The following is a 14,284-nucleotide window of genomic DNA, read 5'->3' as shown; positions in this document are numbered from 1 at the left end:
GGGGGCAGGTTATTTGTCTCTAGCGAGCACGATCTTCTCGCCCAGAGATTTCCGGGCCGTGCGACACGCTCGCGGTCCAGCAGACCGTTGTCGGCAAGCGGGTGTCGGTAGCATCCAGCCACAGAGCCGAAGGCCCGGGAATAATGCGGATGCCATGGTGCGGCCAGCTGGCGCGTACTTTTGCTAGATTGCCTCCGATGCCGCCGGTGACTCGGCCGGACGCGTCTTACGCTGCCCTGAGAAACTGATTTCTCTTACTCGTTGGTCCTGCGATTATCGCGCTTTTTCCACCTGTACCTACGCACAAGGAAAAACGGCAGGACAAGAAAGTAATAGAAGGCAAGGAATTGCGCTGAATAGCCCAATAGTCCTTCCGAGCTCACCTCGCTCCATGAGACTCCTTCTTCGTTGGGTGAAGCTACGCCGCGCCAGCCGGTTACTTGACTGATGTAGAAACTTGCTACGACCATGGCCGGTAGAGCAATAAACGAAAACCATGCCGGTGGTACCCACGGCCTACCGTCTTTGCTTGTTCGTTGCAGAGCACCGCCGAATCCCATCGAAGAAACCTTTCTACTTACATCTGTTCACTTGGGAAAGAGGTGTTTCCATGAACCCCGCTAGTGCATCGGCCTCTTGGGCAGATAATCTGTGTTTAGCAGCGTTGTCTTAAATTGGTTCCAACGCATTGCTATGAGTTCGATTGGTCGGAGCAGCCAATAGTCTACATAAGGATCCCGCAATTTCCAGTGGAGGAAAGTCGACTGAGACCCTGGGGCCGGTACCAACGCAAGAAGCAGTGACGGTTTTGAGCTGCTGTGGGTGTTGCTGGGTCTGAGCGTGTCAAGCTCCTTTTAGATCAAGGCCTTTACACACAAACTCCCTGATACTCTCGGCCCCAGCTGAATGCGCCCCTCCGAGCGCAATGCTCAGAGCGCGCACAATTCCTGTCACCTTCTTTTTCAGTGGATTGACCTCACCCTTCGAATAGAATTAAAGAGAGGTTTCTTATCAAACCCTGTTTTGGAATGGTTTTCTGATGAGTCGTTTGATTGGCTTTGCTGGGATTGCCGTGCTTGTGGTTTCAGTAGTCTTTGCTTTACTCGGTTACACAAAAATCTCGTATATTTTTCTAGCCGTTGCCGCCGTTGATCTCATAGTTGCCCGGATCTATCAGCCTGACGAATCCAATGACAGAAGAGCTAAACAGCTAAAGGGGATGCGGACATTTTTAGGAATATTCAGACTAGCAGCTTGCGACGGTGTTGATTAATGCTTATTCCACCGAACTCAAGCTTGATTCTTCGTTCGTATAGAACTCGACATAGTCATGAATCGCTTTGTCTAATTCCTCACGACGGCGCCATTTACGCCCATAAAACATCTCATTTTTCATTCGACCAAACAATCCCTCGCACGCTGAATTATCAGGTGAGCACCCTTTCTTCGACATTGAACGAACAAAACCGATGTCGCGGGAGGCTTGGATCCAACTATTACCTCGATAATGACAACCCCGATCGGAATGAATCACTAATCTAGTCGGATCAGCAGGCGCATCATTGTCAATCGCCTGCGCTAAACACTCGTTTGCAAGCTGCTGACTGGGATGGCAACTCGTTGTTGCTCCCACGATCTTTCCGTCGAAACAATCCACCAACGCTGAAAAGTAGATTTTCCCGTCATCAGCAGGAAACTCTGAAATATCCGTCAGCCACAACAACCCAGGCTTATCGGCATGAAAATTCCGTTTCACCAAGTTTGGTGGGGCATCTGAAATCTCCCCACGATACGACGAATAACGACGCTTTTTCTTCACATAGCGCACCGCTAGCCCTTCGGCCGAAATGATTCGACGCACAACTTTCTCGCTGACCGTAATTCCCAATTGCTTCAATTGCATCCACACGCGACGATAGCCATAGCTGAATCCGGAGTCTTTGACGATTTCGGTAATTTTTTTGGTCAGCTGCGCATATTTTGAAGGACTCTTCGAAGCTTTGAGCTGATAATAGAAGCTCGACGACGATAGCCCGACGATGTCAAGCAGCAGTGAAATCGGAAAAGCAGACCGTAGTGCATCGACCACAATAGTTTTGACTCTGTTACTGAGATTGGCTGGGTCGATGCTGTCGTCTTTTTTTATTTCTTCCAGCTCTTTTTCTAACACGGCCTTTTCTGCTGATAGCCTTGCTGCCAGTTTCTTCAGCTCTACCGCATCGTCTGGAAGTGAGCTTTCCAAGGCTTTATGCGTGACGATGCCAGCTGACTGTTTGTGTTCAGTTGCGCTCATCAAGCCCCACTTTCCTTCCTCACGGAATTGTTGGGCCCAAGCATGAGAGGCTCATTTTTGAGTTCAGTGCCAACTCGGCTGCAACGGCCTCAGGAGACATCCCGGAGTGGAAAAGCTCGACGGCTTTAAGCTTTGCCGTCAACGGGTAGCGTTTTAGCGTTGTCCGCCGTATAGGAGGAGAGGGCGGTTCACGCCGCTGTCTAATCCAGCGATGTAGTGTCCAACGGCCTGGGTAACCCAATTCGCGGACGGTTTTTGTGGCAGATTGAGTCCTGTCGAATACTTCTAATGCCTTGAGTCGTTGCGCATTGGTGTATCGAATATTGGTCATGCGGAAAACCTCTCCAAGATTTCGTCCGCATCCCCTAAAGGCAGTTAGCTGCTTCTTCATACTCCTCGGCACACTTTTCATCTATATAACGGGGGCTTGGATAGGTATCATCGCAATATTCTCAGGAATAATAGATCTCATGTCTGGAGAATATTCAATACTTAAAAACAGCCGCAGAAACGATAGATTTGTCGGCTCTAATGCAAAATGCTGTCTGGAGCGTTCTGGGTTTAGTTCCGCTTTATAGAGACCGTTGACTGCCCCGATCACTGTGGTGCACCAGCTGGCCCGCCACGGATTCGACCGGCGGCGGTGAGAGCAAGTTCCAAAGCCTCCATAGGCAATGTATCAATACGCATTGTCGAACGTGTGGCAACACCGATAATCTTGCGGCTGTAGACGTCGGTGACAAACGCGGTGTACGCACGCCCGACAAGGTGCGAACATAAGTAATCTCGGCAACCCACAGCCGCCTGAGGGCCTGGTCACGAAAGTTTCGCTGAACCAGATCTGGGCGATGATCTGGTATGTTCGCAATGACCGTTATTACCGGATAACTGAAGTGTCCCAGGTTTTGTTCCGTTTGAGTAGATGAGAAAATCTGGAATATGCCGAGAAAGTTTGACCAGGATGCGAAGGACCGTGTGGTCCGTTTCGTGGAAGATCGCATCTTGTCGGAAAATATGTCGATGCAGGAAGCGTGCAAGATCGTGGCACCGAAACTAGGTGTCTCGTGGCATACTGCCCGGCAATGGGCGCAGGCGGCTCGTCGCGAAAGACGCGTCACTAATCCTTTGTCTGAAGATCTTGTTGCAGAGGTGACCAAGCTGCGTCGTGAAAACCACAAGCTACTAGATACCAACGAGTTGCTGAAGGCTGCGTCAGCTTTTTCGCGTCGGAACCAGACCCGAAATGTTAAGAAATGATCCGGTTCATCGATGAATACCGGGATCGTTTCACTGCCCGAGTTCATCTTCTACGACGTTGAAGAATAACCGGGTTGGTGGGTTTATCACCTCGCGTGGTTATCGCCAGTCCAAAGCTCGTGGGCTTGAGTGCTCGTCGCCTTCGTGATGGCCTGCTGGTTGAACGTATAAGTGGCTATTCATAGAGATAATTATGGTGTCTACGGTGTGCGGAAAATGTGGCATGCTCTACGCCGTGAAGGAATCGATATCGGCCGTGAACACACCGCCCGGCTGATGCGCCTGGCTGGTGTTTCTGGCAAAGGCAAAGGCCGGTCACCTATCACAACCCGAAAAGCTCACGTGTCTGACCTGCGCCCGGACTTGGTCGAGCGTGAATTCAAAGTCCAGAGCCCGAACAAGCTGTGGGTGGCCGATATTACTTACGTGCGCACGAGGAAAGGCTTTGTGTACACCACGTTTGTCACCGATGTTTTCTCCAGGCGGATCGTTGGGTGGGCGTTATCAGATTCCATGCGCACTTCAGGTGTTGCCGCTGCACACTCTCAACCAGGTGACCCAAGTGCGCTGAAGAAACAACAGGTCTTATTCACCATTCGGATCACGGGTCGCAGTATGTCAGCGTTGTCTACAACGAGCGAGGTGCCCAGCACGGGATCACTGCTTCCACCGGGACTGTTGGTGACTGATATGACAATGCTTTGGCTGAAAACGTTAACGGCCCCTCACAAGAGGTGAGCTGATCCATACTCGCAGGTGGAATGATGTTGTCGATGTGGAGATCGCGACGTTCGAGTGGGTGAATTGGTGGAATGAGGAAAGGCTTCATCAAAGCTTGGGATACCGCACCCCGGTCGAGGTAGAAATCGCGTTGTGGGAACAAGATGAGTCTCGGGAAATAATAGAAAATAGGGTAAATGCCTAGGAACAAAACCCAGTACACTTCACCCCATAAATTCAAACGTTACATCACCCCCTCGTGGGGGTGCTTGTGGTTGTCAGGGGGTATGGGGCCGTGTATGTTAAAACACATGCCTTTGTGATGGGAAATACTTTCTATCTGGCATAAATAACATTGTTAGGTCACCGTCTAACCGTGTAACCGTTCAGCGGATTTAGTTTAAGCAGTGATGAGAGTCTGGCTTACTTTTCCATTGGACACTTCATTTTGTTCCAAACAACCTTCCAAGGAGTGAACTTGTCCACACTTTCCCAACTCGTAAATGATGCTCCGGCATTCCGGGGACGCCTAGACGGTATGGCTGAAACCGCTCTTCCACCGGTGACCGCAACCCCTGCCATTGCAGTCACCGCCGCAAAGGCGGCTGGCGCAGTTATTGGCGGTGGAGCAGTCAGCGGCGCTGGTTACGCCGCGTACCGCGCAGTTATCAAGTAGTTCTGACTGTCAGCGTACTCTTTGTATCAAATCATTACAGTTTTCAACGTCTCGGAGAGTAATTCTATGTCTCGTTTGTCCACTCTTGTCAATAATGACCAAATAACCTTTGAGCAGGTGTACAGCCCTGTGATGGCAACCCCAGCCATCATTGCTACCGCTAAGGTTGGCACTGCCCTAGTGGCTGTAGCTGCTGCTTACACTAGCGATTGCTACGCAAAGTAGTTCTGACTGTCAGCGTACTCTTTGTATCAAATCATTACAGTTTTCAACGTCTCGGAGAGTAATTCTATGTCTCGTTTGTCCACTCTTGTCAATAATGACCAAATAACCTTTGAGCAGGTGCACAGCCCTGTGATGGCAACCCCAGCCGCCTTCGGCGCAGGTGTCGTTGCTGGCGCTAAGGCCTGCGGTGCGCTAGTGGGTGCAGCTGGCGTTGGCGCCGCCATTGCAAAGGCTATTAAAGATTAGTTCTCGGTTTCAGAGAGCTGGGAGCTGAGAGGAGAAAAGTAGTGGGTTTGGAAAAACGATTGTCGCACGATCCGCTCGCCACTGTTGAGCGCGCTTGTGCAATTACCGAGCTTATCGCCTCGGCGGAATATCTCGTTCACCGAAAAAATCGCCAATATGGTGGTCTAAACGACTGGACATACTTGAGATCACAGTTCCCAGGTGGCACCGCTAAGTTGTGGAATAAGCTGAATGAAACGCAGGCTGAGGTTGCCTATATGGCACTTCACTTGTTGAAAATCACTCATAATGTAGCTCTCCTTTCACCTCTTTCAAATAACGGAATTCGTGCGTATTGCAATCTAGTGCAAAGTGTTTGTTACCTTACTCTCCAGCCTCGCCAGTTTTTCGGTACAGACGGTGCTGATCAACTTAGTTTCCTGGGCAATGCAGCGTCTGCGCTAGGGAGAATGGGTGGCAGCTCAGAAAGCCGTAAGGCGGCGGCCGACTTCCTCGCCTTACAAGTCACTATTAGTTACTTCATATCAGGCGTAGTTAAATCTCCAGGTAAACGGTGGGCTCGTGGTAACGCACTCGAAGGTGTTATGGCTACCGAGACCTACGGTGACAGGAAATTTTACAGATTCTTACAAAAGCACCCGCGCATTGGTCGGGTGACGACTCGAGGTACCGTTATTCTCGAGTCCTTGATGCCACTCGCAATGATCAATGAAACCGTGCTAAAAGCAACACTTGCACTGTTCGGCACCTTCCACTTAGCCAATGCCCGAACAATGGGGCTAGGCCGTTTCGTTTTACCGTTTATATCGACATATCCCGCGATCTTAAATTTTCGTTCAAGTATCTTCAGACCAGGTGAGGCCACCAAAAAATGACTCTACAGTTACACCCAACCAGCGCTTCACCAGTTCTCAATGCGAGCATCCTGATGGGCACATCACTCGTACTCGGAGGAAGTATTTGGGCTGGGATTAAAGAAAGAAAGCATCGTGCAGACTACCCTGGCTTCGAGACACGGCACTTTCAAAGCTCAACTGGTAACCGCCTTCAAGTGGCAGTCGCACCTGCGAAAACCCCCTCGGCACAAAGCTTTGTTTTAGTACCTGGTCTCTCATCTAGCATTTCGACCGTGGCCGGGCTCGGCACAAAGCTGTCAGCATTAGGCCATCAGGTTGTCATGTTTAATCGTGCAGGCTACGGAGGATCAGTTCGGTTGTCCGAAGAACCGTTTCATATCGACGAGTTCATCATCGACCTTTACCATACTCTGACCGAACTTGCTGCAGATAACTCGGGGACCAAATTTCATCTCGTCGGACACTCTTTAGGGGGATATCTTCTACATGAGTTTGCACGGAAAAACCTTGCTCTGGTTTCAGCAGTAAGCTACTTAGATCCGATGCATCCGAAAGAATTGCAGATATCGAAAGCTCAACGGATGGGGAGTAAAACGGTTGAGCTATCCGTAAATACCGTCGCCCCATTCATCAAATTTGGGGCTGCTCTGCTCTATGGACAGGGAGTGACCACCTACTCGGACGAGTATCAGTTTCACGACCGAATCCTTGCCGATTTAGCTAGCTCCTCAGTGTGGAAAACCGCAAAGGAAGAATGGAAGCTTATTTATCCATACATGCTTGATGGTCATGATATTTCTGCTCTCCCGAGCTCAGTTGACACCCAAGTCATTGCTGCAGGGGAGACCGTTCGCAATGAGCCCGCTCAAGAATCTCTCTACAAAGAATACAGCGATTCCATTCGTATTCTTATGGGGGCGGGGCACCAGTCAATGCTGACGAAAGAAAAAGCGCAAAACAAAATTGCACATTGGCTCACCGTGGGCGCTAAAAATACTGACTTCGGAGACGAAAAATAGTGGGTAATATTCGCAAAATCATAGACGGATCGGTTGCTTCAATTTTTGGCGGATGGTTGGTAGCAACACTGCTTAGTCAGCACCCAGAATCGAATTTAGATCGAATTCGTCGGCTAGATGATCGTTTTGGAAATACAATCATCCCCAACTGGAAGTTTTTTGCACCTAATCCAGCAGTGGAGGACGTGCACGTTCTTTATCGCCTTGTTTCAGAGGACTTATCCGAATACAGCCCGTGGGAAGAATGCCACACCATCTCGCCACGTAAAATGTCACAAGCGTTTTGGTTCCCTCGCCGTCGCTTCGAAAAAGGAATCTTTGATACGCACCAGGCTCTTGTGGTCGGATTAGCTAGCTTGGGAAAAGGCGACGAGAATGACGCCGTATTGCGAAGGTCAATCAGCGATACTGCCGAGATGTTGAACAACTACATTCGCCATAATTACACTCGATCAATCTCGAAAACAGAAAAGAACTGGTACTGGCAACAGTTGATGTTGGTACGGTTCGCAGGGCACGATGGGGCAGCAAAACCAATTTATGACCTCATTTTGAATTATCAAGCAATCAACACAGAACAAGATTCGAATATTTCACCAGCGTTCTATTGTGATGATTATTTCAATGAGTACTACGACGAAGTCATGAAGACAGTCGATCCCAACGTTGATCATGCTGAGTGGATCTCTGCGGCAGTAAGCGGACAACTGCCGCAGCGAATTCTAGATATCGGTGCAGGTACTGGGCGGGTACTTGCCCAAGTTGCTAGTAGATTCCCGAATGCGAAACTGTTTGCCATCGAACCGGACGAAAAATTCTCCCAGTCATTTGCTGATATCGATGCCAATTTTTTCTCGGGCACTGTTGAAGAAGCTTTTACAGCAGAAGCCACCATGGATATAGATTTGGCTTTCGTAACCTACGGATCATTGCAGTACATATCAAGCTTGAGCGAGCTCACCGAGTCGCTAAAGACAGTCCGCAGAATGATGACCCGTGGAGGAATTATTGCGGTGGAGCTATTCGCCTCCGAGATATATCACGCCCCTGTGCAGCCCAGCCCTATGAGTTTAAAGCTGGGCGAAAAACCACACACGATTAGTATGTCTTCCCTCCAATATCCACATGGAATAGTGGCAGTAACAACGCAAATTAAGCGCCAATCTGACGGGAAAACTGGTGTAATGAAAGAATGCGTGTTTCCTGTAACTCGACAAGAAGCAGTCGAAGCCCTTCATGCAGCAGGATTTTCATCTGTCCAGGTTAATCTCAAAGGCGCATATCTCCGATGCACAGCAAAAAATATGTAGCCTTAATTCATAAAATCTATTTTTAACTCTCTGAAAGGACTATTATGACGCGTTATTTCACAGCTTTGATAGCCTTTATGGTTGTATTGTCGATTGCTGGGATTATGTTTGATGGAATTGACTCGAAGCAAGGTATTGCTATTACTATCATCGTTTCTTTAGCTTCTGCTGCCGTAATTTATTGGCTATATCCGTTCTTCACCAATCCAGAAAAATAGTCAAATAATTTGTACTTTTAGAGGGTAATAGTGAAGACAGTATGGAATATTGCAATGAGGGGCCAATACGGCTCATACTCAACCCTGCTAGTTCTTGCGTTCACCGCCGGCATCATAACAGCCACACAGCCAGTCTTAACAGGACAAATCCTACAGATTCTGTCAGGTAACGAATGGGAGGCAGCGCGCGCATCCATTTTATTGCTAACTTGCGTCTTTCTCTGTGAACTTGTTCTCCAGGTTTTAATATCTTTGCTGCAGGCGCATATCGGAGGACGATGCGGGAAAAAACTGCGAGACCATTCAATGAACCTTACGGTTAACTCGCAGCAAGGGATTGAGGATATCCTACCGACCGGTGAAATTCAGAACCGTGTGCTCACGGATTCTGCGACTGCCCCCTACACATTCGTCAACGCGGCCCCCGCTGTACTTAGAGCCACAACACTGTTGTTGGCTTGCATCGTTGGTATGGCATTTGTTTCGCTCATGCTTTTTGGCATTGTGATCGGACTTGTTCTCTTAACGACCCTAGTAGTCCTGCAGCTTTCACGTTGGATTAGGAAATCTACACACTTGTCCCGTACAGACGCTGCGAACTACGGCGTTGCAGTATGGAACCTGTTGGGTTCTTTAAAGGTATACAAATCACGCAACGCTGAACCTGAGGCGTTGCGTCACATAAGCGATAAGTCAGAGACCCTGCGAAAATCCGGCATTCGCACCGATATTTCGAGCAGCCTTGTCATGCCAAGTCTGAACCTGGGCACACAGATTGCCTTGGTGCTATCTATTGGTGGAGCTATGTGGGCGATGACGAGTGGCCGACTATCCACCGGCGAGGGCGTGTCTTTTGTAATGTTCATGCTTTATTCATTATCCCCAGCAGTGGAATTGGGCACGTTAATCAGCGGAGCCGCCCAAGCTAACGTAGCTGCAGCTCGTTTGATAGAAATCTGGAACCAGCCTCAAGAAAAGCAGGGAAGCGCTCTGGTTCCTTCGTCACCGAAACCTTCTTTAGTGTCTAGTAATCTGACGTACTCTTACCCAGGCACTGAACTGCAGGTCTTGAACTCTATTAACATGCACATCGAAGGTCCAGGCCTCTATTTGATGCACGGATCCAACGGAGCAGGAAAGTCCACTTTCTTGGCACTTGCCAATGGGGTTCTGCCGGCACAAGGGAAAATCTTTGTCAACGGAGTAGACTCCTCAACCCTGTCTCGAAAGTCTTGGCGCGAAAATGTTCTGCTCGTTGATCAACAACGTGAGCCCTTTCACGGAACTCTACGCGACAATATCGGCGCAGGACTTGATATCGGTGACAATGACCGCATCCAAGCTATGAAGCGCACTGGTTTCATCAAACACTATCAAGACTTAAATCTGAAGCTCGGCGACGATGGAGTCGAACTTTCCGGAGGGCAGCGCTCCCTGCTTGCTATAACGGATGCCCTCATTCGTAAACCTCAGATTTTACTCTTAGACGAAATTTCTGCAGGTGTGGACAAAGAGACGATTCCAACTTTAGTTACAGTTATTGAGCAGTGTGCGCAGCAGAGCTTGGTCGTGGTTGCGACTCACGACAACATTCTCGACAAGATTCCACACCAAGTCATTGAGCTAAACGACCTTGCTGCTGGCGCAGAATTACGATCTCGGCCCCTCTAAGCTGATTTGTTTTAGGAATTATAAATGCTTGAGTTTAAAAGTGTACGCAAAAGGTTCGAGAAGAACGAGGTTTTAAAGGAACTCACTTTCCGGTTAGATGCAGGCGAGATCTTGGGCCTTTTGGCACCAAACGGTGGCGGCAAGACTACTGCTATGAGGATTGCTATGGGGCTCATCCCCTTTGATGACGGTGCCGTCACCGTTTTTGATAAGCCAGTGAAGCCTGGTGCAGTACGCGGCGTGGGGTATATGCCAGAAGAACGCGGTTTATACCCAAATGAACGAGTTGAAGACCAGCTTCGGTATTTTGCAAGACTCAGCAAGATGTCCCAGATCGCAATTGATAGGCGATTGGTCGAGCTGTTGGACGAATTAAATGTCTTACAATATAAACATAAGAAAGTCAAAGAGCTATCGCTTGGAAATAAGCAACGCGTCCAAATCGCTGCAGCATTAATTGGCAAACCTCAACTACTCATTCTGGACGAACCCTTTTCTGGGCTTGACCCGATCGCAGTCCAATTTTTCAGTAATCTTCTCCGTAAATACGCATCCCAAGATGCAGGAATCCTCTTCAGCTCTCACCAGCTGGACGTCGTTGAGCAGGTGGCTACACGAATTGGGATTATGAAGGAAGGGCAACTGGCTTTCAATGGTGACTTGGAAGAGTTGAAAAAGAATAACCAGAAGAGTATTGCCATTTTGCGTTTTCAACGAGACGAAGCATCTGCAAAAAAGGAAATTTCTTTTGAAAACTGTCCCAATATTATCAGTTCTACGGTGAGTGCTGGGAAAGCGGAGCTGGAGCTTTCAGTCGAAAGGATCTCTGTAGAAGAAATCGTACTTTCTGGTTTAAGAGCAGAGGAAATAGTGGAAGTTTCGTACAAACGCAACACATTTGCTGAAGCACTTTCTGAACTATATATAGACGAAGAACAGACAGAATCGGTGAAAAAATGAAGTTAGATAAGGATACTATTTGGGAAATCGCAAAGAAGGAAGCGAAACTTGGTGTATCAAGCAAAGCAGTGTGGGGGGTTCTTTCGGTCGTCCTTATCGGGGCAGTAACGCTTATTGGCTTCGTGGGTGCAAAAATTGAGCATGATACAGTCACCGATCTTGAGACATTAGTGCTCATTCTAGGGACTTTCCTTACCGTAGTAATGGGAATGGGCATCCTTATGAACAGCACTTTAGTCGGAGGATCTATTAGTGAAGAAAAAGACAAGAAAGTAGTTGAGATTCTACTCTCCCTAGCTAGACCAGAAGAACTTTACATCGGAAAAATGCTCGGTCATTCCCTCATTGGGTTTACTCAGCTCGTTATCCTGTGGGCAACAGTCCTTGTTTTTACGCTGGTCTTTGATATTTCCACGCTGTCTAAACTACCCCTCTGGTTTTGTTTCGTCATGCTCGCCTTTATGCTGCTAGCATACTTATTATTCACAGCTCTCTACGCGCTTGCTGGGGCACTCGTATCCAACGTAGAGGACTATTCCGTCGCTCAGATACCGATTGTTTTCCTTTTCATGGCGTCAATGTTCCTGCCTTTTGCGCCAATAATCGGATGGGGTTCATTAAACGAAGGATGGGTTCCGTTCGCGTCCTGGATACCGCCGCTATCAATGACGCTGGCTCCGACCCTAGATGCTTTTGGCGACGGGCTATGGATCCGAACAATCTCCTCATTTGTGATCTTCTTTGTGGAAATTTCAATTCTAAATTATCTGGGAACTAACATATTCCGTAAGAAAGTTCTGAAATAAAGAACTTCTGATGCTGTCCCAGTTAAGCTAACACTCGCGGCGCTTCGCCAAGTCAGATACGAGGCCGGCACGAGAGTGTGTGGGGGTACGTAGTCCACGAAACGGTTGGGGTAAGCCACGGCTAGTTGATTGATGGCTTGTTTCCATCCGGTTGTTTTGACTCCTTCAATATAGCCGTTGCATCTGATGTCAAGTTTCGTTTTCTTTGCTCGTTAGGCAGTGCGCGTGAGAGTCTGATGGTTTGTGTGTTAGCCTATGCTGGGTAAGGAGATGGACCAGAATGACTACTCCTGCGAGACGAGATCCGGCCGATAAGGCCACAAATTGATGCGATTGAAAAGGCTGTTTGCTAACCCTTAAATCGCGAAACTAATTGTGTGATGTCTAGTGACTTTTTGGACTCTGGCTTGTTGACAATATGGGGATGGCAATTCCCATTACTCTCCGCAAGAAGATAGCGGATTTCGACCCCATCCGTGAGGGCATCACGGTCCAGCAGTTCTGCAAGAACATCGGCGTATCGAAGCAGACGTACTACAACATCAAAGCACGTATCGCCGAAGGTGGGCGGGCTGGCATCGTGCCGGATCGCACGGCACCGCTGAACCCGCGACGGGTCTACGATGTCAAGATTCGACAACAGGTCCTGCAAGCTCGCGGTACGTTAAAAGCCCACGGCCAAGACTACGGCCCATGGTCAATCTTCTATTTCTTCTTCGACGAACTCGGCTACGACCAACCACCGTCACGAGCTTTAATCGCACAATGGTTGCACGAGGCTGGCGTCGCTGAGATCAATGCACGGAAACGACCGCGTAAGTCCTACAGGCACTTTGCCAGGGGCGAAGTCAATGAACTGTGGCAGATCGATGCGTTTACCTACAGACTCTTCGATGTGGCTCACACGCAAGTGACTATCTACCAAGTCGTCGACGATGCCAGCCGCTTCGACGTCGGCTCCTAAGCTTTTGGAACTCCAGAAAACGGCACCGATGCCCGCATCACGCTAAGTGGAGCCATTGATGCTTACGGACTTCCCCAAGAAGTCCTGTCTGACAACGGTGATGCCTTTGCCACCTACCATCGCGGCCGGCTGTCGCAAACCGAATGCTGGCTCGCCAGCCTGGGAGTTCAATCAAGTGCGGGCTTTGCTCCCACGACGCAAGGCAAAGATGAGCGATCGCACCAAACCATGACCAGGTTTTTGGATGCTCGTACCCCGACGACGCTGGCGCAGGTCCAACAGCTGATTGTCGACTACCGCAACTTCTACAACACACGCCGTCGCCACCAAGGACTTCTCAAAGGCAAGATGCACATCACCCCAGCCCAAGCCTGGGAGATTATCTCGCATGCCCAGCCACCGACGCAGCCGATTGACCCAGATGTTTTATGGACAAAAATCGCGAAACAATATCACCGGATTCACCCCGACAACCAGGCAGATGCCTTAGCAGCCGAGACAGTGGTCGCGACAGATAATGCCCTGCCTGAAGTTGCAGCTTCAGACAGGGCACCAAGTAACGACACTCAGGCGATCCAGCAAGATGCACCCCATGCCGATTCCTCAACCGTAATGCCAAGCTCTACCGGTGTAAATGCACTCTGGCCTATCCCGGACAAGCTGTGGATCAACAAAAGCGGGGTGGTACGCGTTATGGGACACGGCCTTTACGTCGGGCTGCGCTTTAAAAAATCGAGCCATCTACAGCAGCGTAGCCGATGACTATGTGGAATTTTTTACTGATCACGACGGTGAGAAACTGTTGTCATTTCCGCTGCCGATCCAACTGAATCAGCGTCCACCCGGCGGTCAAATCAACATAAACCACGTTGTCGGCATGTGGCACCGACAACCCCCCAGAGCTAAAACCCAACCTCTCTGGGCCACGGCCAAGCCGCCGGAAGAAGCCAAGTTAGCACCAGTACAAAAACTCCGTGGACTCCCCGTCCAAAAAGCGGGGAGACTCCGCGTCCACAAAGTCCCTAGACTCCGAGTCCAAAAAGTAGCTGGACTCCAAGTCCA

At 49.3% G+C, this 14,284-nt stretch carries 14 protein-coding genes and 2 pseudogenes; 14 read left to right on the top strand and 2 right to left on the bottom strand.

Translation table 11 applies throughout. The features are described 5' to 3' along the window. Nucleotides 1-1,039: 1,039 nt before the first annotated feature. Complete coding sequence (locus ACP8MI_RS10825; RefSeq protein ID WP_284585828.1) at nt 1,040-1,273, top strand: hypothetical protein; 234 nt, start codon at nt 1,040-1,042, stop codon at nt 1,271-1,273. Between the two features lie 3 nt (nt 1,274-1,276). On the opposite strand, the gene ACP8MI_RS10820 is transcribed toward ACP8MI_RS10825, so the two are convergent. Both ACP8MI_RS10820 and ACP8MI_RS10815 read right to left on the bottom strand, forming a co-directional pair. Next, a complete protein-coding gene (locus ACP8MI_RS10820; RefSeq protein ID WP_284587121.1) occupies nt 1,277-2,293 on the bottom strand; it encodes an IS3 family transposase in 1,017 nt (338 codons plus the stop codon). A gap of 584 nt (nt 2,294-2,877) precedes the next feature. After that, nucleotides 2,878-3,153, bottom strand: a pseudogene (locus ACP8MI_RS10815) (DDE-type integrase/transposase/recombinase); the annotation flags it as partial. A gap of 79 nt (nt 3,154-3,232) precedes the next feature. Here ACP8MI_RS10815 and ACP8MI_RS10810 point away from each other — a divergent pair. The 13 genes and pseudogenes from ACP8MI_RS10810 (at nt 3,233) to ACP8MI_RS10750 (ending at nt 14,178) form a co-directional block, all read left to right on the top strand. After that, entirely contained in the window at nt 3,233-3,550 is a 318-nt protein-coding gene (locus ACP8MI_RS10810) for a transposase (protein ID WP_284587123.1), read from the top strand. A 171-nt stretch (nt 3,551-3,721) separates the two neighbouring features. Beyond that, the gene (locus ACP8MI_RS10805; protein ID WP_284587124.1) at nt 3,722-4,288 is read left to right on the top strand and encodes a DDE-type integrase/transposase/recombinase; all 567 of its coding nucleotides are present in this window, start codon (nt 3,722-3,724) and stop codon (nt 4,286-4,288) included. Between the two features lies 1 nt (nt 4,289). Further along, a complete protein-coding gene (locus tag ACP8MI_RS10800; RefSeq protein WP_420361724.1) occupies nt 4,290-4,475 on the top strand; it encodes an integrase core domain-containing protein in 186 nt (61 codons plus the stop codon). 273 nt (nt 4,476-4,748) lie between these two features. Beyond that, nucleotides 4,749-4,946: a hypothetical protein gene (locus tag ACP8MI_RS10795; protein WP_282006117.1), complete on the top strand. Its 198-nt coding sequence runs from the start codon at nt 4,749-4,751 to the stop codon at nt 4,944-4,946. Nucleotides 4,947-5,237: 291 nt separating this feature from the next. After that, complete coding sequence (locus tag ACP8MI_RS10790; RefSeq protein WP_282006119.1) at nt 5,238-5,417, top strand: hypothetical protein; 180 nt, start codon at nt 5,238-5,240, stop codon at nt 5,415-5,417. Between the two features lie 41 nt (nt 5,418-5,458). Beyond that, nucleotides 5,459-6,292, top strand: a complete 834-nt coding sequence (locus ACP8MI_RS10785; protein ID WP_284585946.1) for an HTTM domain-containing protein — start codon at nt 5,459-5,461, stop codon at nt 6,290-6,292. A 176-nt stretch (nt 6,293-6,468) separates the two neighbouring features. Further along, nucleotides 6,469-7,293 carry an alpha/beta fold hydrolase gene (locus tag ACP8MI_RS10780; protein ID WP_490290667.1) on the top strand — a complete coding sequence of 275 codons (825 nt, stop codon included), beginning with the start codon at nt 6,469-6,471 and terminating at the stop codon, nt 7,291-7,293. Continuing rightward, nucleotides 7,293-8,603 carry a class I SAM-dependent methyltransferase gene (locus ACP8MI_RS10775; RefSeq protein WP_284587126.1) on the top strand — a complete coding sequence of 437 codons (1,311 nt, stop codon included), beginning with the start codon at nt 7,293-7,295 and terminating at the stop codon, nt 8,601-8,603. The genes ACP8MI_RS10780 and ACP8MI_RS10775 overlap by 1 nt, the downstream gene beginning before the upstream one ends. Nucleotides 8,604-8,647: 44 nt before the next feature. After that, entirely contained in the window at nt 8,648-8,821 is a 174-nt protein-coding gene (locus ACP8MI_RS10770; protein ID WP_284585948.1) for a hypothetical protein, read from the top strand. A 54-nt stretch (nt 8,822-8,875) separates the two neighbouring features. Beyond that, complete coding sequence (locus ACP8MI_RS10765) at nt 8,876-10,492, top strand: ABC transporter ATP-binding protein (RefSeq protein ID WP_284587128.1); 1,617 nt, start codon at nt 8,876-8,878, stop codon at nt 10,490-10,492. Between the two features lie 24 nt (nt 10,493-10,516). Beyond that, a complete protein-coding gene (locus tag ACP8MI_RS10760; RefSeq protein WP_284573063.1) occupies nt 10,517-11,452 on the top strand; it encodes an ABC transporter ATP-binding protein in 936 nt (311 codons plus the stop codon). Further along, nucleotides 11,449-12,258 (top strand): ABC transporter permease, encoded by an 810-nt coding sequence (locus ACP8MI_RS10755; RefSeq protein WP_018121652.1) that lies wholly within the window; start codon nt 11,449-11,451, stop codon nt 12,256-12,258. The genes ACP8MI_RS10760 and ACP8MI_RS10755 overlap by 4 nt, the downstream gene beginning before the upstream one ends. Nucleotides 12,259-12,682: 424 nt before the next feature. Continuing rightward, nucleotides 12,683-14,178: pseudogene (locus ACP8MI_RS10750) on the top strand (integrase core domain-containing protein). Nucleotides 14,179-14,284 lie beyond the last annotated feature (106 nt).

This window comes from Corynebacterium sp. LaCa_70 (assembly GCF_058182015.1).
The sequence above is the reverse complement of the archived record's forward strand: the minus strand, read 5'-3'. Positions and strand labels throughout refer to the sequence as shown.